The 20,023-nt window shown below is 48.0% G+C and carries 17 protein-coding genes; 12 read left to right on the plus strand and 5 right to left on the minus strand.

Going from position 1 to position 20,023, the window contains the following annotated elements; all coding sequences use genetic code 11:
- Window positions 1-67 precede the first annotated feature (67 nt).
- Entirely contained in the window at window positions 68-1,288 is a 1,221-nt protein-coding gene (locus BUB19_RS20560; protein ID WP_084097509.1) for an efflux RND transporter periplasmic adaptor subunit, read from the plus strand.
- Complete coding sequence (locus tag BUB19_RS20565) at window positions 1,285-4,452, plus strand: efflux RND transporter permease subunit (RefSeq protein WP_073097338.1); 3,168 nt, start codon at window positions 1,285-1,287, stop codon at window positions 4,450-4,452. Before BUB19_RS20560 ends, BUB19_RS20565 begins: the two co-directional genes overlap by 4 nt.
- Window positions 4,453-4,468: 16 nt before the next feature.
- On the opposite strand, the gene BUB19_RS20570 is transcribed toward BUB19_RS20565, so the two are convergent.
- Together BUB19_RS20570 and BUB19_RS20575 are read right to left on the minus strand one after the other, a co-directional pair.
- A complete protein-coding gene (locus BUB19_RS20570; RefSeq protein WP_073097340.1) occupies window positions 4,469-5,299 on the minus strand; it encodes a DUF4249 family protein in 831 nt (276 codons plus the stop codon).
- A gap of 4 nt (window positions 5,300-5,303) precedes the next feature.
- A complete protein-coding gene (locus BUB19_RS20575; RefSeq protein ID WP_073097342.1) occupies window positions 5,304-7,712 on the minus strand; it encodes a TonB-dependent receptor in 2,409 nt (802 codons plus the stop codon).
- Window positions 7,713-7,907: 195 nt separating this feature from the next.
- On the opposite strand from BUB19_RS20575, the gene BUB19_RS20580 reads away from it, so the two are divergent.
- The 9 genes from BUB19_RS20580 to BUB19_RS20615 all read left to right on the plus strand — a co-directional run bounded on the left by BUB19_RS20580 (window position 7,908) and on the right by BUB19_RS20615 (window position 14,713).
- Window positions 7,908-8,873 carry a vWA domain-containing protein gene (locus BUB19_RS20580; protein WP_073097344.1) on the plus strand — a complete coding sequence of 322 codons (966 nt, stop codon included), beginning with the start codon at window positions 7,908-7,910 and terminating at the stop codon, window positions 8,871-8,873.
- Between the two features lie 18 nt (window positions 8,874-8,891).
- Window positions 8,892-9,551 (plus strand): tetratricopeptide repeat protein, encoded by a 660-nt coding sequence (locus BUB19_RS20585; RefSeq protein ID WP_073097346.1) that lies wholly within the window; start codon window positions 8,892-8,894, stop codon window positions 9,549-9,551.
- Window positions 9,529-10,158 carry a hypothetical protein gene (locus tag BUB19_RS20590; protein ID WP_073097348.1) on the plus strand — a complete coding sequence of 210 codons (630 nt, stop codon included), beginning with the start codon at window positions 9,529-9,531 and terminating at the stop codon, window positions 10,156-10,158. Before BUB19_RS20585 ends, BUB19_RS20590 begins: the two co-directional genes overlap by 23 nt.
- Window positions 10,159-10,206: 48 nt before the next feature.
- Window positions 10,207-10,458, plus strand: coding sequence for a hypothetical protein (locus BUB19_RS24015; RefSeq protein WP_143156116.1), 252 nt, complete (start codon window positions 10,207-10,209; stop codon window positions 10,456-10,458).
- Window positions 10,459-10,535: 77 nt separating this feature from the next.
- A complete protein-coding gene (locus BUB19_RS20595) occupies window positions 10,536-11,330 on the plus strand; it encodes a toxin-antitoxin system YwqK family antitoxin (protein WP_084097511.1) in 795 nt (264 codons plus the stop codon).
- A gap of 100 nt (window positions 11,331-11,430) precedes the next feature.
- Window positions 11,431-12,366, plus strand: a complete 936-nt coding sequence (locus tag BUB19_RS20600) for a phosphoribosylaminoimidazolesuccinocarboxamide synthase (protein WP_073097396.1) — start codon at window positions 11,431-11,433, stop codon at window positions 12,364-12,366.
- 237 nt (window positions 12,367-12,603) lie between these two features.
- Window positions 12,604-12,984: an STAS domain-containing protein gene (locus BUB19_RS20605; RefSeq protein ID WP_073097352.1), complete on the plus strand. Its 381-nt coding sequence runs from the start codon at window positions 12,604-12,606 to the stop codon at window positions 12,982-12,984.
- Window positions 12,985-12,995: 11 nt separating this feature from the next.
- Window positions 12,996-13,910, plus strand: a complete 915-nt coding sequence (locus tag BUB19_RS20610; RefSeq protein ID WP_073097354.1) for a ribonuclease Z — start codon at window positions 12,996-12,998, stop codon at window positions 13,908-13,910.
- Window positions 13,907-14,713: a queuosine precursor transporter gene (locus tag BUB19_RS20615; RefSeq protein WP_073097356.1), complete on the plus strand. Its 807-nt coding sequence runs from the start codon at window positions 13,907-13,909 to the stop codon at window positions 14,711-14,713. Before BUB19_RS20610 ends, BUB19_RS20615 begins: the two co-directional genes overlap by 4 nt.
- On the opposite strand, the gene BUB19_RS20620 is transcribed toward BUB19_RS20615, so the two are convergent.
- From BUB19_RS20620 to BUB19_RS20630, 3 genes are read right to left on the minus strand one after another with little or no spacing between them, the layout of a single operon-like run.
- On the minus strand, window positions 14,706-15,686 hold the full coding sequence (locus BUB19_RS20620; protein WP_073097357.1) for a bile acid:sodium symporter family protein: 981 nt from the start codon (window positions 15,684-15,686) through the stop codon (window positions 14,706-14,708). The two genes, BUB19_RS20615 and BUB19_RS20620, sit on opposite strands and share 8 nt — an antisense overlap.
- 2 nt (window positions 15,687-15,688) lie before the next feature.
- Window positions 15,689-16,591, minus strand: a complete 903-nt coding sequence (locus tag BUB19_RS20625) for a serine hydrolase (protein WP_073097359.1) — start codon at window positions 16,589-16,591, stop codon at window positions 15,689-15,691.
- Between the two features lie 42 nt (window positions 16,592-16,633).
- Window positions 16,634-18,052 carry an SLC13 family permease gene (locus tag BUB19_RS20630; protein WP_073097361.1) on the minus strand — a complete coding sequence of 473 codons (1,419 nt, stop codon included), beginning with the start codon at window positions 18,050-18,052 and terminating at the stop codon, window positions 16,634-16,636.
- A gap of 195 nt (window positions 18,053-18,247) precedes the next feature.
- On the opposite strand from BUB19_RS20630, the gene BUB19_RS20635 reads away from it, so the two are divergent.
- Entirely contained in the window at window positions 18,248-19,267 is a 1,020-nt protein-coding gene (locus BUB19_RS20635) for a hypothetical protein (protein WP_073097363.1), read from the plus strand.
- The last annotated feature ends 756 nt before the right edge of the window (window positions 19,268-20,023 follow it).

The following is a 20,023-nucleotide window of genomic DNA, read 5'->3' on the forward strand; positions in this document are numbered from 1 at the left end:
AAATTGATAACAAGCTTCCTACTCTACAAACAGCCTTGTATATGAGTTACATAAATATTGTCCATAGATGAAATCAAGCATGACGAAAGCGACCCACGGAGGGATGATTATAATTCATGCGAAGATTCCCCGTCCGACTGGTGTCATCCGGGCGGGCATGTGGCAACTTAAAGACAATTATAAACACATGAAAAAGAAATTGTTACTGTTGGGACTGTTGGCACTTCACTATTCCTGTAATGAGAAGGAAAATACGGAAAAACAGGTAACCATGGTGGAGACAGCACCAGTAAGCAAACAAACAATAGTGCTGTCGGATCAGTATCCTGCGGCGACGGTAGCCCTGCAGGAAGTGGAGCTCCGTGCGGATGTGAGCGGCTACATCACCAATATCCTATTCCGGGATGGGCAACAGGTAAAAAAAGGGCAATTGCTTTATGAAATCGATAAAAGCAGGTACCAGGCAAATCTGGATCAATCCCAATCCAGGCTGAGGATCGCCGCTTCCAACCTGGAGCGGGCGGAAAGGGATCTCGACAGGTACCAAAAACTGAAAGAAGGAAATGCCATCGCTGGACAGGTATACGACAACGCACTCACCGATCTGCAGAATGCCGAATCCGAGATGATGGCGGCCCGTGCTCAGGTAGCTAACGATCAAACCAACCTTCAGTATGCATCCGTGCGTGCGCCATTTGATGGAACGATCGGCTTTTCGGCGGTCCGTCTGGGGGCATTGGTAAATCAGGGTGAGACCTTGCTCAACGTAATCTCTTCCAATGATCCGATAGGCGTAGACTTTTTTGCGAGTGAAAAAAACCTGTCAAAATTTCAATCGCTGATGAATGACCGGGAAGGTACGCTGGCAGACAGCACCTTTACGATCAGTTTACCTGACGGAACGCTTCACCCAGAGCCAGGTAGCCTGGAAAATATGGACAGAGCCGTAGATCGCGAAACCGGAACCATTCAGATCAGGCTGCATTTCCCAAATCCCGACGGCACACTCAAACCTGGCTTGAGTACTACGCTAAGGGTAAAAGCCATAAACGGAGCGCCGGTGCTGACCATCCCGCAAAGGGCCACAATGGAGCAGATGGGTGAAATCTCCGTTTTTGTAGTGGAAGACAATACTGCCCGGGAAAGGAAAATTCAACCGGGAAGGAAATTTGAAGACCGGGTAATTGTGGAAAATGGACTGGAAGAAGGGCAGCAAGTCATCATTAGCGGTATGCAAAAATTAACCAACGGGGATAAAATCACTACTCAAAACAGGAATCCTGAATGATCTCATCCACTTTTATCAAGCGCCCCAACCTGGCCATTGTCCTTTCGCTGGTTTTGTTGCTTCTGGGCACGCTTGCCATCTTCAATCTTCCGGTCTCGCAGTATCCCAATATCACTCCTCCCATCATACAGGTCACTGCCACCTATACCGGTGCTGATGCAGAGACTATAGAACAAACGGTGGCCACCCCGCTTGAAACGCAGATCAATGGTACTCCGGGTATGGCTTACATAGAAAGTACAAGCAGCAATGAAGGCCGGATGACCATGAACATCACCTTTGAGGTGGGTACAGATATCGATATTGCAGCGGTAGAAGTTCAAAACCGCATCAACGTAGCGGAGGCCCTGCTACCCGAAGAAGTCCGGAGATTGGGCATCACCATACGGAAGCGGAATCCAAGTCTGTTGATGATCGTTTCCATGTTTTCTCCGGAGGGAACCCATGACATTGATTTTCTAAACAACTATGCGAATATCTACGTCAAAAATGAACTGCTGCGAGTCCCCGGAGTGGGAGACATATTCACCCGGGCGCAGGACTTCAGCATGCGCATTTGGCTGCAACCCGACAAACTCTACCAAACCGGCCTTTCTGCCGGCGAGGTGATCGATGCACTCAGAGGACAAAACATACAGGTAGCTGCAGGGGCTCTGGGTACTCCTCCCCAACAGGGTTATCAATCTTTTGAATACACGCTTTTTACCAATGGGAGGCTAAATAGTGAAGAGGAATTTGAAAATGTCATCGTGAAGTCCGCCTCAGACGGCGACAAACTCGTCTACCTGCGGGATGTGGCCAGGGTGGAATTGGGCAGGTTTGACTATTCGGTCAATAATTTTACGGATGGTAAACCTGCTGCCTACCTCATCGTCTACCAGACTCCAGACAGCAATATCCTGGACGTGGAAGAGGGTATTATCGAAACCATGGAGGTCATACAGGAAAATTTCCCCAGTGACATGGAGTATGTCATTCCCTTCGAATCGGCATCTGTGGTCCGCGTATCTATCGGGGAAGTGGTGGAAGCATTGGTTCTGGCCCTGTTGCTGGTCTCTCTGGTAGTGTTTATCTTTCTTCAAAACTGGAGAACCACCCTCATCCCAATTCTGATCATTCCGGTATCCATTATCGGAACTTTTGCCCTTTTCATACCCCTGGGATTTTCTATCAACAACCTGACCCTGTTCGGTTTTGTGCTGGCCATAGGTATCGTGGTGGACGACGCCATTGTGGTGGTAGAAGCTACAATGGGATACATGGAGAAGGAAAAACTAAAGGCCAGGGAAGCCGTCAGCAAAGCCATGAAGGACATTTCGGGACCAGTCATTGCCATGTCACTCATCATTGCGGCCGTTTTCATCCCTGTAGGCTTTATTCCAGGAATAGTCGGCAGGCTCTATCAGCAATTTGCCATGGCTATTGCTGCTTCCGGTCTGATTTCCGGTTTTGTCGCCTTATCGCTGACGCCTGCCCTTTGCTCCCTGATTCTGAAGCCTTCAAAATCGGCACAAAACGGCAGGGGTATCCAGCGGTTTTTTGCCTGGTTCAACCGCAAATTTGAAGTGTCTGGCAATCGCTATATCCAAAGCGTTGAAAAAAGTTTTTCCCGGGCCCGGTATTATCTGGCAGGCCTGGTAGTCCTGATCCTGGTCACCGTTTTTCTTTTCAATATAAAACCTTCGGGCTTTATCCCAAATGAAGATGAAGGGAGGCTGTTTATCACCTACGAATTACCGGAAGGGGCTTCCACTTCCCGGAGTCTGGAGACCATTAAAAAGCTGATGGAGATCCTCGGCGAGGAAGAGGACATTTTTCATTTTACGGCCGTAACGGGCCTCAACGCGATCAATTTTTCAAGCAAATCCAATAGCGGTACGGTATTCTCGCAGCTCCAGCCCTGGAGCAAACGGGAGGGAGAAGGCCAGAACGCCTTCGAAATCCGGGACAGACTCCTGCGCGAGCTGAACGAAAAGGTGCCGGAGGCCAAAATTGTTATCGTAGCTCCCTCGGCCATTCCGGGTCTGGGCAGCACTTCCGGATTTTCTGTAGTCGTTCAGGACCTGGATGGAACTTCCAGCATCAATGAATTTGAAACTGAGGTCAAGGAATTTGTTTCCCTGCTGAATGGGACAACCGAAATTGAAAATGCCTTTACTTTCTTCAGCGCCACTACACCTTCCTACCGGGTAGAACTGGATCGGGAAAAAACCGCAAGATTGGGGGTAAACATCGGCGACGCCTACGCATCCATGCAAACCTACCTGGGCAGTACCTATGTCAACGATTTTATCCTGTACGGTAGAAATTTCAGGGTTATCGCCCAGGCAGACACCTCCTTTCGGGAAGATCTGTCGGCACTTGAGCAGATTTACGTCAAGAACACCTCAGGAGCAATGCTTCCATTGAGCAACCTGGTCAGCACTGAAGTTATCGAAAACGCTCCGCTGATCAGTCATTTCAATCTATTCCGGTCCAGCACGATCAACGGCGATGCGGCCCAGGGGTACAGCTCGGGACAGACTATAGAAAAAATCAATGAGCTGACCGGGACCGAACTCCCCCCGGGATACGGAATTGATTTTGCTGGTGTGAGCCGGGAAGAAATTAAATCTGGTGGGAGTACGATCCTGATCTTTGTACTGTCAATCGTGTTTGTATTCCTGTGCTTGACGGCGCTCTATGAGAGCTGGTCAGTTCCCTTCTCGGTATTACTGGCTGTGCCCACCGGCGTTTTCGGTGCCATCATTACCCTGCTTTTGTTTCCTTCACTCACCAATAATGTGTACGCGCAAATCGGCTTGCTCACACTCATAGGTCTGGCGGCAAAAAATGCCATCCTGATCGTGGAATACGCGAAAGAAAGGGTTGATAGAGGTATCCCTATCCCCAGGGCCGCAGCCATGGCCGCAAAATTACGGCTCAGGCCCATATTGATGACCTCCTTCGCCTTTATTCTTGGTGTTTTACCCCTCGCATTCTCTTCCGGAGCGGGTTCTGTGGCCAGGCGAACCATCGGCTGGACAGTAGCAGGTGGCATGTTTTCCGCCACCTTCTTCACCTTATTTCTGGTTCCGGTACTGTTCTTTCTGGTGAGTAAATTGGCCTACAGCAAGAAAGAGCTGGAAAAGCTTGCAGCAGAAAACAGAGAGTCTGAGGCTTAAAACAAGTCTTAGGCCCCTACTCTTCGTCGGGGATGCTTATCGTCCGGGTGATCACCGGTGCAGTCATAAAGTACCCCAAGACCCTTTCCTCTCCTTGAAGGGACGATATATTGGACCGGGGATTTTCGGGCGGCGGGCTGAAAAGTCCTCCATCTGAAAACAGCAGGGATACCAACTGATTCAAATAGGAATATGCGCTTTCATTCAGCCTGAGCATCCGCAATTTGACTTGGTCTCCTGCTTCAAAGGAGAAAGCCGTTAATTCGAATCCGTTATTCAAAATGGCACTGCCAAAGGTATCGTCAAAAAGGAAATAGTCGGACCGGCGGTTGAGAAGCGTATCGTTCTTACTGAGAATTAACCGGTAGAAATTGTTTTCGGTAAATGGTATTTTCCCATACAGCGTCAGGTAATATCCTTCGCTGGCAAAAAAACGCTCTTCTTCATAGGCATAGATAATGCTGTCGAGCACCGGAGCTTCCAATGTGGTGCCTTCTGAGATGAATTCATTTCCGTCCATTGCCACATAAAGGCGGTATTCATGACCAATGGCAGCAGCCTTTGCATTGAGAGGCAGGTACTTTCCCCGATCTTCATTGAAAATGAAAGGTACCGTTTCTCCGGAATGCAGGTCTTCGACGTACACTTCAGCATTTGCGGCAATCTCATTGGGCAGGGTGTCGTAATAATTTCTGGAGTAGGCCACTTTCACTTCATTCAAAACCGGATCGTCGGTCCATACGGCCTCAATAACGGGAATCTTTTCCGTATTCCCGAGGTCCAGGCTGACCTCCTCCTGACAGGACATCAGGATGATCAGTAAGGTCAATTTCACAAGAGGCTTCATGGTATCAAAATTTAAAATTGTAAGTGACTGATGGTAGTATACCAAAAAGATAGGTCATGACCACTCCCGGCCGGATAGAACTGACTTCCTCGCCCAGGCCCCGGTCAAAGGCAATATCATTGTTGTAAATATCTCTGAACTCATATGAAAAGGGGTTTTTCCTGGCATAAGCGTTGTACACGCTGAAATTCCAGCTTCCCTGCCACCAGCGACCCTTGTCTTTATTTTTCAGTGTGAGGGAGAGATCCAGCCGGTGGTAGTCCGGAAAGCGATCCTTATTTCTTTGTTCGTTGTACAAAGGCACCCGCTGATTATCTACTACGTATGAACCGACCGGGAAGGTCACGGCAACGCCGGTAGTATAAATGAACGTACCAGAAAGCGAAATCCTGTCCGTCAGCTCGTGGGAGAGTACCAGGCTGACATCATTGGGCCGGTCAAATCTGGGTGGGTAGGGATTGCCGCGGTTGATGCCGGAAATCTTTCTGAAAACCCTGGATCGGGTATAACTCAGCCAACCGGTGGTCTTGCCTACATTCTTCCTAAGCAGAAATTCCAGACCGTAAGACCATCCGTTTCCTGTAAGTATCTCTGTCTCCACATTATCGCTAAAGAGCACATTGGCCCCCTGCTTCAGGTCAATTATATTTCTGAAATCCCTGTAGTACCCCTCCAGAGAGAGCTCCCAACGATTGTCACTCAGATTTTGAAATATTCCTGCAGAAACCTGATCGGCACGGATGGGTCGTATGTACCTGCCGGCCGGCACCCACCGATCTATTGGGAGACCTGCAGAACTATTGGACGCCACTTGAATGTATTGATAGTTTCTGTTGTAGCTACCTTTGATCGCTGTAGCTTTTCCGACCAGGTACCGGACAGCAATTCGGGGCTCCAGCCCCTGATAATGTTGCATTTTCTCCCCAAAGCGGTATTCAAGCGTGTCGGTGACCATACCGCTTCCTTCGGGATCGTTGTCTTCATACAGGTAATTGACGCCATTTCCTATTTGCTGGTACAAGGCAAACCTGAGTCCTGCTTCCAGGCTAAGCCTTTCTGAAACTTCCTCCTTTAGTGCTATAAAAAAATTGTTTTGCCAGCCTATTCTGGGGTTGGTTGCCAAAGGGGCGATGCTACTGCCTTCGGCCGGATCCAAATCTACCGGTGAAAAATGATACAACTGTGTGTGCATGCCGGCCTTTATTTCAGAGGCTTCTTTCGGAATAAAGGTCAGGGCAGCACGTATGCCCGACTCTGAGAAATCATTGGACCAGTCAAACCCATTCTCCTCATCGTTAAATCCAATAAGGTATTGGTAATAACTGTAATAGGCCGCCATATCGAGGTACAGGCGCTCACTGACCTGTCTGTTCCAGTTAAAGGAATTGATCCAGTTTTTCCAGCCCAGCCCAAATTGGCCGCTCAGCCCCAGAAAATCACTGCCATAATAAGTGGAAAAGGTAAATTTATTCTGCTCACCCTGACGCCACATCAACTTTCCGCTCAAGTCATAAAAATACAGTTGATTGTTTCGGATGTCTTCATTTGGAGAAAAGGCCAGAAAAAGGTCTGCATAGGTTCTTCGTCCGGAAAGTACAAAGGAGGAATTGTCTGAAAACAGGGGACCATCCACCGTCAGTCTGGAACTGATACTTCCTATACCCCCTTCGCCCTCAATTTTTCGCGTATTCCCTTCTTTCAGGGAAATGTCTATCAGGGAAGACACCCTACCCCCAAACTGGGCGGGGATATTTCCTTTGTATAAAGCCACGTCTGTCAATGCATCCGGATTAAAGACGGAAAAAAAACCGAAAAAATGGGAAGGATTGTATATAGGAGCTCCGTCGATCTGAATCAGATTCTGGTCGGCCGATCCGCCTCGCACAAACAGTCCGGTGGTGCCCTCTCCTGCCGTATTTACTCCCGGCAGCAATTGGATCCCCCGCAGCAGGTCCACCTCACCAAACAATGCCGGAATCCGCTTCAATGTTTCTCCGGAGATTTCATTGCGGCCTATTTCTGTACTTAGTACATTGTGGTCTTCCCGCCTCTCTGATACGACTACTTCTTCCAGGGCCATCTCGTCCGGACTCAGAAAAAATTTCAAATCGGTAGTTTTGTTGTTGATCTCCCTGCTGATTCCCTGGTAGCCCAGAAACCTGATCTCGAGGCTGGCGGGGAGGGTTGGAATGGCAATGGTAAAATTACCTTCAGCATCGGTCACTGCGCCCCTGGCCGATTGGTCTTTCCAGAATATGGTGGCTCCTGGCAGCGGCTCACCACTGAGTTTGTCCAACACCTGTCCCTGTAGCGAGGCCACTTGCTGCCCCATCAGATTTACTGAAAGAGAAAAGAGGCCGATAAAGGTGAAAAGAAAAAAATGCCAGATGTATTTTGCCCGATAATTGAACATTACTAATTGCCTGTAGTTTTTTAGAAAGTAAAAAGGGGTGATCCGCTCATTTGAACCAAAAAAGATAACGGTATTAGATAAAAATAGTTAACTTTTTAGCCGCTTATTCTGCCAGGGAAGTTTAATAATGTCTCTCCCCTTCAATAATTATCCGAGTATCTCTTCGTTTTAAGTATAAATGATTAATTTCAAGCCATGATTTGGGCATATTCTGACAATTATTCGATCTTTCTGCTGGCAGCAGTTTTTATTTTGCTCTATGGCATCTATCTGTACCGGTTTTGGAAAATCAACCAAAAAATCAAGGTCAAAAAAAGGCGCCTGGTATGGAAGATGGTACTGAGGACCCTCTATTTCACCTTATTTTTAATTGCCTTTGCCGGGCCATCTATAGGTACAGCAATGAAAGAGATCAAGCAGGAGGGAAAAGATATCTTTCTGGCCATTGATCTTTCCAGATCCATGAATGCGGAGGATATCAAACCCAGCAGGCTACAGCGAATGAAGTTTGAACTGAAAAACCTGGTAAAAAACTTCAGTTCCGATCGCCTGGGCATCATTATATTTTCCTCTGAGGCATTTATCCAGTGTCCGCTTACCTTTGATCAGAATGTGATCCAGCTCCACCTGGATGGCTTGAACAGCGACCTGGTACCCAACTCAGGTACGGATGTTGCAGCCCCACTAAAAATGGCATATAACAAATTCCTTACCGATGAAAGTCAGGAACCCAAGTCGAAAGCCATCATACTGATCAGTGATGGGGAGGATTTTGGCGATGGATTGGAAGAAACCATCGAGCAGCTCAACCAGTCTGGAATAAAGGTATTCAGCATGGGTGTAGGTACGGGGAGCGGAAGCACCATCCCGCGGGGGAGCGGGGTAGTGATCGATCAGGAGACCAACCGACCGGCCATATCCAGACTGAGTTCCGACAATCTGAGGCGCATAGCCAATCAGACCGACGGGGATTATTTCGAGCTTAGTGATGAACGACAGGAAATCCCTCAATTGATTGATGCCATTGCCAAACTGGAGGGTACGGTCATGGCCAGCCGCACTGTAGAAGCTTCCTCCAATAAATATTTCTACTTTCTTCTGGCAGGTTTTGTATTGGCCATTTTGGATTCCATCCTACCTGTCAGAACCTTATCGATTTAAATTACCAAAACCGACAGCATGTTGTCCAGATATTTACTTTGGATTTTATTGTTCCTGCCAGCCGACTGGAAAAAAATAGCAGCTACCAATGCAGCGATTGAAGCGGCGGAGCGTTCCTTTAAGGAAACCGATTTTGAGAATTCCATCAGAAATCACCTGAGCTTGCTGGAAGAGCATGGCATGAGCCAGGCTGAGGTCCGGTTTAACCTGGCACTGAGCTACCAGAATAACGGACAGGAGGAAGATGCCAAAAAAACCTATGCACCGCTGGCAAATGCGGCAGGTAATGAAATACCGTCCTACGCTGCCAACCAGCAGGGCGTCCTGCTCGGCGATGAACAAAAATACCAGGAGGCCCTCTCCTACTTCAAAACGGCATTGCTCAAAAACCCTGAAAATCAGCAAGCCCGCTACAACTATGAGCTGCTGAGCCGTTGGCTGGAAGGAAATGAAGAGCAGCAGGAAAATGAAGAAGACAGGGAGGATGAAGACCAGATCAAACCTTCCAATTATGCCAAAAGGATGAAAGCACAAGCAGATGAAATGGTGGATCGCTTTCAATTTGGCGAAGCACAGGAAGTCATGGAAAAGGCTTTGGAAATCGATGAAACCGTGGCCTATTATCAAAAATTTATGGATCATTTAACGGATATCAATGAAATCAATACCAACCCATAAGCTGCTCCTTTTATCCCTGCTGTGTTGGGCACCACTCTCGTTGATGGCCCAGTCTGAGGCAGAATATTTTAACCGGGCTGCAAGGCAATATGTAAACGAGGACATTCCCGGAACCAGCCAACTCCTGGCGGAAGGTTTGGAAAAATACCCGCAGGATCCCAAGCTGAATGCGCTCTGGGAAAAATTGCAGAAGGAACAGGAAGATCAGGAGAAACAAGACCAGCAAAACCAGGAGCAGCAGAACCAGGAGCAGGACGAGTCACAGGAACAGCAACAGCAGGAACAGGAAAGCCAGCAAGAGGAAAGCGGGGAAGGCGAAGAACAAACCCAGGAGGATGGAGCCGAGGAATCTGATGAAATGGAGGAGCAAAGGGGAGAACAAACCGAAGAAAATGATAATTCTGAGGATTCAAGCGACATGGAAAGTGACCTGAGTGAACGTGAACAAGCCATGGAGGAACTGAGACAGCGACTGGAACAGATGAATATTACCCCGGAACAGGCTGCCCAGATCCTGGATGCCATGAACAGCAATGAACTCAGGTACATACAGCAAAACCGGAAAAAACCCACGCAACAACCCAAACGGGGCTTGCCTGATTATTGAGCCATTGCGCTCAACCAGTTTTCGCTATCCTAAGCCCAATCGTCATGGATGAAGTTTATAGCCTGTCGGCAGTACGAACACCTCCCGATGGTTTTGCGGATAAGCTATCGGCTTTACCTGGCACGACTTCGGGAGGAGTCGGCATTGAGCGCAGACACATTCGGAAAACGGTCCGCCCTGAGTAGCTCCTCATGGGCAATATCCTTTCCGCAAACCTGCCAGCTTCTCCTGTACAACCCATTAGAGAATTTGCGCTTCTACAATGAAAGCCTTCATGCTGCGGGTGGCCGTAGTCTGTAATGGTGGTAATGGGGCATCGGTCATAATGGTAGAAAAGTTGTGATGGCAGTGCATACCTGCCGGTAAACAGATCAGCAATGAAAATGAGTTTATTTCTTCTCTTAGTACTCAGCCTGACAGGTATCCTGCCTGCTTTGGCCCAGCAGCAAACCAGCTACTATGATGATGAAAAGACAAGGGTAAAGGAGCGGTTCCAGACCAAAAATGAAATCCCCCACGGCCCATACAGACGCTACGATCCGTTTGGGAACCTGACCCAGATCGGGCAGTTTGAAGAAGGTTTGAAATCGGGCACATTTTACGAATTGCATCCCCAGACCGGGGATACGCTCAAAGCAACCCCCTATACGAAGGACATGGTAAACGGAGAGGTGGTATCCTTTTTCCCGGAAGGAGGACTGGCACAAAAGGCATTTTTTTTGAACGGACAGATCCAGGGAACGCTGGAAACCTATTACCCTTCCGGCTCACTCAAAAGCAGTACGGAATTCGAAAATGGAAAGCCTCATGGCCTCAACAAGGTGTTTTTTGAAAATGGAGAAATTCAGGAAACACAGCAATTCGAAGAAGGGGTGCTGCATGGGATTCAGAAGTCTTACGACGAAAACGGACAACTCCGCACAGAACAGCAATACCAGGATGGAAGTTTGGAGGGCACCTATATCAGCTATTTTCCGGACGGTAGCCTGGCTTCTGAAATCGAATATAAAAATGGCCTCCGACATGGGAGTTTTGCTACCTATTACGAAGATGGCACATTGAAGGAACAGGGAAAATACCAAAGGGGCTTGCGTCACGGCGTATTCAGCACCTTCGATCAGAATGGGGAGCTATTGCGCAAAGAGACATTCAGAAAAGGAAACCTCAACTGAGCTGATATTCTAAGTAAAAAGCACTTCCCGAAAGGGATTTCAAATGATTTTCCTGATGCTGAATATTATTTCTTATTTTTGGCCTTTAAATGAAAAACGCATGAAACAAGGCATCAAGGATACGCAATTCAAATTTCCCGGTCAGGTAGATTTTTACCGGGGCAAGGTAAGGGATGTATATATTTTCGAGCAAAGCATCGCCGTGGTAGCCACTGACAGGATTTCTGCCTTCGATGTGGTGTTACCTAAAGCCATTCCCTACAAAGGTCAGGTTCTGAATCAAATTGCCTACCACTTCCTTTCCTCCACCGCTACTCTTGTACCGAACTGGGTTACTGCTTCACCGGACCCCAATGTCACTATTGGGAAAAGATGTGTGCCTTTTAAAGTAGAAATGGTCATCCGGGGCTATCTGGCGGGGCATGCCTGGCGCGAGTACCGCGACGGCAAAAGAAGCCTCTGTGGGGTAGCACTTCCGGAAGGACTCAAAGAAAATGATCCGCTACCCGAGCCCATCATTACACCTACTACGAAGGCCGATCAGGGGCATGATGAGGATATTTCCCGGGAAGACATATTGGCAGGAGGACTGGTAGCTGAGGAAGACTATCTGGTCCTGGAAAAATATACCCGCACACTCTTTGAGAAGGGCACGGAAATGGCCCGGGAGAAGGGCTTAATCCTGGTGGACACCAAATATGAATTTGGCAGATATGGAGATGAAATCCTGCTGATAGACGAAATCCATACGCCGGACTCGTCGCGGTACTTTTACCGGGAAGGGTATGCCGAAAGACAGGAACAAGGTCTGCCTCAAAAACAACTTTCCAAGGAATTTGTCCGGCAGTGGCTGATAGAAAACGGCTTCCAGGGGAAACCCGGTCAATCTATTCCGGAAATGAAGCCCGATATTATTGAAAGTATCTCCAGCAGGTACATAGAACTTTACGAGCACATTACCGGCAAAACTTTTGTTCCCGCAAATGGTTCCGATATGGAGGAAAGAATCAGGCGGTCTATTTTGGAAAACATTTAAATGAAAGGATCATTTTGGACCCAACATATTTTAAGCTAATTTTAGAGCAAATTTGACCCTCCAGGAGAAAAATCTGCTATCAGAAAAGCTTGCTTTGAATAGCTCTTCAATTGCAATGGTGACAGATAAGCGGCGACACACAGGCAGGGTTCCCAGCCTGGGAGATTCTCCCGAAAATCGGGACAGGCTATCCCGGTTCAGGTCAGATTATAACCGTTAAAAGACAATCATAATCCCATGAAATACGCTGTAGATAAAAAAGAACAATTTGTACTTTTCACCCTTATGGAAGAAAAACTGGATTCCACGCTTTCTCCACAATTGAAATCCGAACTCCTCACAGTACATGCCGAGGGCTACAAAAATCTCATACTGGATATGGCTAGTGTGAAATATGCCGATTCCAGTGGCCTGAGTGCCCTTTTGGTGGGCAACAGAGCCTTTGGTGAGGAAGGAGGTATTTTTGTCCTGTCATCACTTCAGGACCATGTCTCTAAGCTGATGAAGATTTCCATGCTGGACAAGGTTTTTAAAGTGGTGGATGACAATGAGGCTGCAGCTGAGGCAGTTTTCATTCATGAAATCGAGCAGGGTGCTGAAAAAGACGAGGAGGAGTAAACGTAAGCTACTTGGACTTCAATATTACCGTTCTGGGTTCCAACTCTGCAGCCCCTGCCCATGGCAGAAACCAGACATCGCAGGTGGTCACCTGGGGCAGTCACACGTTTCTGCTGGACTGTGGTGAGTCTACCCAGCATCAGCTCAGGAGGTACAAGGTCAAATATTTTAAAATCGACCACATCTTCATTTCCCACCTGCACGGAGACCATTACCTGGGGCTGATGGGCCTGATCGGTACCTACCATCTCAATAACCGGAAAAATCCCCTGCATGTCTTTGGCCCCAGGGGGTTGGATGAGATCATTACGATACAGTTGAAATATTCCGGCACCATCCTGAAATTTCCGATTGTTTTTCATCCCACCATACCCACGGAAAAAGACATGTTGCTGGAGCTTGGCGATCTGGAGGTGTGGAGTTTTCCGCTCAAACACCGGATCCCCTGCACGGGATTCAGCTTCCAGGAAAAAACCGGACGGGTAAAGCTAAATAAGGAATTGATCGTAAAAAACAAACCTGGCCTGGAGGCCATCCGCACCCTGCTGAAGGGCCAGGATGTACGAGATATGAGGGGCCAGGTCATCTTCCGGGCGGATGACTACTGCGAAATCAAACCTCCACGAAAATATGCCTTCTGTTCGGACACGGTGTATGATCCGGAACTGGCTGAGTATGTTCGCGAAGCAGATATATTGTATCACGAGGCTACTTTCATGGAAGCCGAAAAAGAGCGGGCAAAGGTAACCCGGCACAGCACCACCCGGGAAGCGGCCTCTATTGCGCTTGCCGCCAAAGCCAAAAACCTGCTGCTCGGCCATTACTCGGTAAGGTATGCAGACCTGAGCCCGCTATTGGAAGAGGCCCGCGCAACCTTTCCCAACAGCTTTCTAAGTGAAGAAGGAACTACTTACCATATCAAATGACGGAAGAAAATCAGGATAAGGTTTTTCAGACAAAAAAAACCAACCTATTCATTATTTTGGGGGGAATATTCCTGACCAATGCGATTCTGGCCGAGATCATAGGCGTGAAAATTTTTTCCGGAGAGACCACCCTGGGTTTGAATGCGGCAAACTGGACCTTTTTTGGTGATTATGTGCTGGACTTTAACCTCACCGCAGGAGCCGTGATCTGGCCCGTAGTATTTCTCACCACGGACATCATCAATGAATATTTTGGCAAAAAAGGAGTACGAAAAATCAGCTTTATCACTGCCGGACTGATAGCCTATTCCTTTATCGTGATCTCGCTGGTTACAGAATTACCACCCGCTCCCTTCTGGCTGGAAGTAAATGCGGTTGGCCCTTCGGGTGCTCCCTTTGACATTGACTATGCCTTCAATACCATCTTCCGCCAGGGGCTTGGTATTATCATCGGTTCCCTGGTCGCTTTTCTGCTGGGCCAGCTACTGGATGTTTTTGTATTTCAAAAGCTCCGAAAAATAACCGGCTCAAAAATGATCTGGCTGAGGGCTACAGGCTCCACTCTGGTTTCCCAGTTTATCGATTCCTTCGTGGTGCTGGGCATTGCTTTCTATGTCTTTGGAAACTGGTCTATTGAGCAGATCATCGCCGTGGGCATCATCAATTATATATATAAATTTGGCGTGGCCATATTGCTGACCCCACTGCTTTACCTGGGGCACGGGCTGATAGACAGATATCTGGGCAAAGATTTAGCGGCCAGAATGACCGCAGAAGCTTCCCGGGACACTTCATTTATTTAGTTTCTGCTGCCAGTTTTTCTGCCAGCGCAGCGCCCAGGATCAACTGCAGCGTATGGTAAAGCATAAGGGGCAACAATACCACTCCAAATACAAGCGGATCGGGAAATAGTATTTTCCCCATCACGGCACCCTGCACCAGGGATTTTTTAGAGCCGCAAAACAAGACGGTAATGCGATCTGCTCTCCCGAATCGAAGCCCTTTTCCAATAAAATACATCACGGCCAACATGAAGACAAACAGGAGTAACATGAGCAGGCCAAGCCCCAGTATATTCTGCCCTGCGAACATGTCTGCCCCGAAGGATTCTGAAAAGGCCGAAAAGACAATCAGTAAGATGACCGCCTGATCAAAGGATTTCAATACCTTGCTGTATCGCTGCACCCATGTACTCAGCCAGCGGTGCATCCAGAACCCGATAAGCACGGGAATAAAAATCTGCTGCACCAGCTTCCAGACGGTAGACAACAGTTCAAATTCACCCTGACTGCTGCTCAGCAGCAAGCCCATCCAAAGTGGAGTGATCAGGATTCCGATGATACTGGATATACTGGCGTTGAAAATGGCTGCCGGAAGGTTACCCCCCGCGATGGACACCATGACCACCGAGGAAGAAACCGTAGAGGGAAGTGCTGCCAGATAAAATGTCCCCAGCCAGAACAAATTCTGCTGGTTCCCAAAAACTGCATACAATGCCAGAATGATCAGCGGAAAAATCAGAAAAGTGGTACTCTGTATGAGCAGGTGCAACTTCCAGTTGGACAGTCCCGTTTTCAGCGTGGCAGGGCTGATCTTTACACCATAGAAAAAGAAAATCAGCGATACCCCATAATAAGTCAGATCGTCCAGGCTAAGTCCCGCAGCTTTGGTCTGGCCCCATTCAGGAAACAGGTAAGCCAGGCAAATCGTCAGTAAGAGTAAAAAGAAAAAAGAATTGATACCGGCTTTGGCCAGTCGGTCTTTGATTGCTGCCATTTTCAGGAATATTCCTTCTTTACAAAATCATATATCAATTTACTGATCTCATTTATGGCCTTTTTGCCGGCTGCCACATCGCTCAGATTTTTGGATAAAATGACCAGTACGTAGCTTGTACCTCCGGGAAGTGTGAGGATGGCGGCATCATGCTGAACGCCCGTGATCGATCCCGTCTTGTGGGCTATCTTTACCTCATCAGGCAGTAACTTTGGGATCAGGTCTTTGTAGTATTGATCATACAGGATATCCATCATTTGACGGCTTTCCTCCTGCCCCACTGCCTCTCCGGTGGCAATAGCTTCCATGATCAGCATCATGTCCAGGGCAGTAGTAGTATTGCTTAGGCCTGCATCGAAGGCTTTCAGGTCCTCCACTCCCCGCAATACCTGAATATCGGCTGCACCCAGATCCCGCATGGTCTTGGTCACATTTTCGGCGCCTACTTTTTCGATCAATATATTGGTGGCCAGATTACTGCTTTTGATGATCATCTGGTACATCAGTTCGTATACCGTAGCCTGCTGCCCGACACGCCCGTACAGTTCTTCCTGGCTGTCCACCCCCAGATCCATGCTGTAGGGGCTGCCATCCACAATACTCTTAAATTCATTGAGTATCAAAACGGAATCTTCCAGGGCCATCTTTCCCGCATGTACCTGTCTGAAAATTTCAATCATTACCGGCGTTTTCATGGTGCTTGCCGCATGAAATACTTCCTTTTCATGGATCAATACCTGTAGCCCGGAGCCATCCAGCAGCTTGAAGGCAACCGCAAAATCTCCCGCTGTGTCCTCCACGATGTCCTGTATCGCTGCTTCCAAATCGCCAATGGTACCCTGCTGTTTTTGCTGTCCGCAGCCAAAAAACAGTAGTCCGGTCAATAACAAAATTAATTTTTTCATCCGTGGATCATTTAGTGGTTGTATAGCAATCATGGCCTGGTTTTAAAACATCAGCCAGGCCCAGGCCATCACGGCAATAAAAGCGACGCAAGGGCCCAGAAAGATAAAGAATAATCCGCCGGTACGAAAATCTTTTTGCGCGACCAGACCGGTAGCATATGCGATGGCATTGGCGGGAGTAGACACCGGTAAGAGCAAAGAACAGGAGCAACTGATGGCGACCATTACCGGGCCGGCAAAGCCATAGATCCCCGGCAGGGCCAGACTCAGCGGGACCAGGATGGAGGCAGCCGCGGTATTGCTCATGACATTGGAAAGCATCACGGCCACCAGACAAAAGAAAACGGCGATAAGCAGCATGGGCAAGGGCAGATTATTGATCTTGGCCATGACGATCTCAGCCAGGCCTACCTCCACCAGCGCGATGCCCAGGGCCAGTCCACCTGCCACCAGCATCAGCGTATCCCAGGGCAGGCTCCTGACCTGATCGGAATGGATCACCTGGGTCATGGTCAGCAGCACTATGGGGATGGCAGAAGTAGCCGCCACGGGGATGCCGTGAAGGGGTTCGGTAAGCCACATCAACACGGTAATGGCAAGGGTAAAAATGACCGCATACCTTTTATTGGGATCGACCTCACCGCTCCCCCCGGACAGCAGAGACAGGTCCAGAACCACGCCGCTGAAATCATGCTTTTTACAGAGAAATTTCCAAAAAAGCCAGACCAGTAGAAGCCCGCTGGGAAAACCGACGATCATCCAGTCAACAAAAGAAATGCTCACTCCCTTCTCCTGCAGGGCTCCCACCGCAATGGCATTGGGAGTGCTGCCGATAATGGTCCCGATTCCCCCCACCGAAGCTGCTGCCGGGATCGCCGTCAGCAGGGCTTTGGCGTAAGCAGATCTCTTACCGATCAACTGGATGAGTGGAATCACCGAGGAGACCATCATGGCAGTGGTAGCCGTATTGGACATCACCATGCTGGCAATGGCCGTAGTCATCATCAGCCCCAGCAGCAGGAGCTCCGGCTTTTGGCCAAAACTACGTACGGTAAAACGGAACAGTTGCCGGTCCAGCTCCACCATGCTCATGCCTTTGGCCAGGAAAAAGCCGCCCAGCAACAGCCAAACCACGTTGCTGGTCCAGGTGCTCACATAGAGGTCTGCAGGCATGGTCTTTTCGAAGAAAAAATCTGTGCTGAACCCAAGCAGCAAAGCAGCAATGATAAATATCCCCACTGCAAATGGGGGCATGGCTTCTGAGATCCAGAGCCCGATGGCCAATATGCTGATAAAGAACACAAAGTTGACATCCGGCTCGTAACCGATTTTTCTGAAAAAATAACTCAACAGCAGTGCGATCAGAAAATTGCCAACAAAAGTAGAAGTGCTGAAAATCCAATTGAGCCGCAGCTTTCTGTAAAGCAGCCGCGCGGCATTCCGTGAGTCTGAATAAAACATTTGCTATTCGGTCTTAGCGGTTAAAAAAGCAGGTCCTGCAAATTCCATTGAGCAGGAAAATAGCCCTGAAGCCTATTGACGGGCAATTTACGGAAAAATTAAGAAAACTTTGACCGACAGTGATCCAAAGCCGGCAGCCAGTTCGTAAATGGGGCCAAACAAGAAAAAACATACACAACTAAATTTTAATGGACCATGAAAAAGTACTTGAATTTAAAAACGACATTAAACCTGGGGCTTTTGCTTGCAGGATTAGGGCTCTTTGCTTCCTGTAACGATGATCCGGAACCGGAAATGCCTTTTACTCCCGGAATGGAAACATTTGACTATGCCTTCAATGAAGGCCAATTGCTCGACAATCCGGCTACGGCATACAATGGTGACGGAGAGGGAGACCATCCCCGAAACCTGAGCGCACAACTGGAGATCACAGAAATGGAAAATGGCAATGCACGGGTAAGCATCAGTCTGGAAAACGGAATAGACGGCATGCAGTATCCGGTACACGTACACGATGCGGCGGATCCAAACACTACTCCAAATGGCACGCCCTACAACGAAACGCCAAATGGCGACATATTTGCCGGGATGATCAGTGTAAGCAATGGCATGGGCAGCGGAAGTATGGACACCGAAATGGATTATGACATGCTGCTGGATACTTATGAGGGCTTTCTGGTGGTGCATGATCCAACGCAGGAGCTGAGCACAACAGATCTGGGTACTTATCTGGTACTGGGTACATTTGCGCAGGATCTGCCTGAAGGAGAAGCGAATCTGCGAATGGAAACCTTCACCTATGATTTCAACGAAGGCCAACTGCTGGACAATGCGGATCTGGCCTATGAAGGTGAGCATGCCAGAAACCTGATGGCTGAGATCATGGTAGAAGAGAGGATTGACGGTACCTCTAAAATTACCATCAGCCTGATGAATACCATGGACGGCATGACCTATATGGTGCACGCCCATGATGCTGCAGATCCTTCCACCACGCCAAATGGCACTCCCTACAACGAAACGCCAAATGGCGACATCTTTGCCGGAGGCATTGAGGGCAATGGAGGAACGGTGATGGCCGGGAATGAGCTGGAGATTTCCTTCAATGAGTTGACCAGGGAATATGAAGGCTTCCTGGTGGTGCATGACCCCACACAGGAGATCAGTACCACCGATCTGACCACCTATTTGGTATTGGGTGCTTTCGCAAGATAATTTTTTAATAGTAAATGTTGGTCAAGAGGTCATGGGAGGAATCTCATGGCCTTTTTTGTTGGTCCAAGCAGGTTGCTGGAATGTAAGGGGTACTAAGAAAATTTTCCATTGGCATCGGATTGCCTACTATGCGCTTGCGAAATCGGTATTTTCAAGCACATACATTTCATTCGCACAAGAAATAAGTAGTAGTTTACATACTTCAAAAAATTATCTAAACCCAAATTCACTTCCGCCTTGCAGATTTTGGCGTTAAAAAATATGGGTGGTGCGGAAGGAAAGGAAGAGGCATGTCTGACGAGGGTTTGGATAAAACCTAAAATATTTTAGATGTAATATACAAAACCCGAGGAGTTTGCCTATGCGCAGGGAGGACCCAGATTTTAGCCAAAAGATGCACAGCGGCGGGGTTTTTTGGTTACTTTTTTGACCTGCAGCAAAAAAGTAACAAGGTAAACCTTTTCAAAATCCGCAGGACCTTCACCAAAGGCCGACACCTGCTTAAATTTGATATGGTTTTAAAATTCGATTTTGTAGGAGAATAAAAATTCGTTAAAAAGATAAACTGGATGGAAGATTTTATACGAGTTATCGGATCTGTACTTGGGAAATACAAATTTTATACACGGAAAGATCACTTGGTGCAAAAACTATTTTTTTTAAAAAATTATTCTCGAGTTTTGAACAACAATACTTTTTGGAATAGCAAAACTAATAGCCACCACTTAGGCAATTGAGCCGTTTTCCAACGGCTTA

This window comes from Cyclobacterium lianum, from assembly GCF_900143075.1.
GTDB classification, from domain to species: domain Bacteria; phylum Bacteroidota; class Bacteroidia; order Cytophagales; family Cyclobacteriaceae; genus Cyclobacterium; species Cyclobacterium lianum.

Excerpts from the sequence above, each read along its gene's own strand:
- BUB19_RS20560 (WP_084097509.1), top strand. The coding sequence starts at position 68 with ATGAAATCAAGCATGACGAAAGCGACCCACGGAGGGATGATTATAATT.
- BUB19_RS20565 (WP_073097338.1), top strand. The coding sequence starts at position 1,285 with ATGATCTCATCCACTTTTATCAAGCGCCCCAACCTGGCCATTGTCCTT.
- BUB19_RS20570 (WP_073097340.1), bottom strand. The coding sequence starts at position 5,299 with ATGAAGCCTCTTGTGAAATTGACCTTACTGATCATCCTGATGTCCTGT.
- BUB19_RS20575 (WP_073097342.1), bottom strand. The coding sequence starts at position 7,712 with ATGTTCAATTATCGGGCAAAATACATCTGGCATTTTTTTCTTTTCACC.
- BUB19_RS20580 (WP_073097344.1), top strand. The coding sequence starts at position 7,908 with ATGATTTGGGCATATTCTGACAATTATTCGATCTTTCTGCTGGCAGCA.
- BUB19_RS20585 (WP_073097346.1), top strand. The coding sequence starts at position 8,892 with ATGTTGTCCAGATATTTACTTTGGATTTTATTGTTCCTGCCAGCCGAC.
- BUB19_RS20590 (WP_073097348.1), top strand. The coding sequence starts at position 9,529 with ATGAAATCAATACCAACCCATAAGCTGCTCCTTTTATCCCTGCTGTGT.
- BUB19_RS24015 (WP_143156116.1), top strand. The coding sequence starts at position 10,207 with ATGAAGTTTATAGCCTGTCGGCAGTACGAACACCTCCCGATGGTTTTG.
- BUB19_RS20595 (WP_084097511.1), top strand. The coding sequence starts at position 10,536 with ATGAAAATGAGTTTATTTCTTCTCTTAGTACTCAGCCTGACAGGTATC.
- BUB19_RS20600 (WP_073097396.1), top strand. The coding sequence starts at position 11,431 with ATGAAACAAGGCATCAAGGATACGCAATTCAAATTTCCCGGTCAGGTA.
- BUB19_RS20605 (WP_073097352.1), top strand. The coding sequence starts at position 12,604 with ATGAAATACGCTGTAGATAAAAAAGAACAATTTGTACTTTTCACCCTT.
- BUB19_RS20615 (WP_073097356.1), top strand. The coding sequence starts at position 13,907 with ATGACGGAAGAAAATCAGGATAAGGTTTTTCAGACAAAAAAAACCAAC.
- BUB19_RS20620 (WP_073097357.1), bottom strand. The coding sequence starts at position 15,686 with ATGGCAGCAATCAAAGACCGACTGGCCAAAGCCGGTATCAATTCTTTT.
- BUB19_RS20625 (WP_073097359.1), bottom strand. The coding sequence starts at position 16,591 with ATGAAAAAATTAATTTTGTTATTGACCGGACTACTGTTTTTTGGCTGC.
- BUB19_RS20630 (WP_073097361.1), bottom strand. The coding sequence starts at position 18,052 with ATGTTTTATTCAGACTCACGGAATGCCGCGCGGCTGCTTTACAGAAAG.
- BUB19_RS20635 (WP_073097363.1), top strand. The coding sequence starts at position 18,248 with ATGAAAAAGTACTTGAATTTAAAAACGACATTAAACCTGGGGCTTTTG.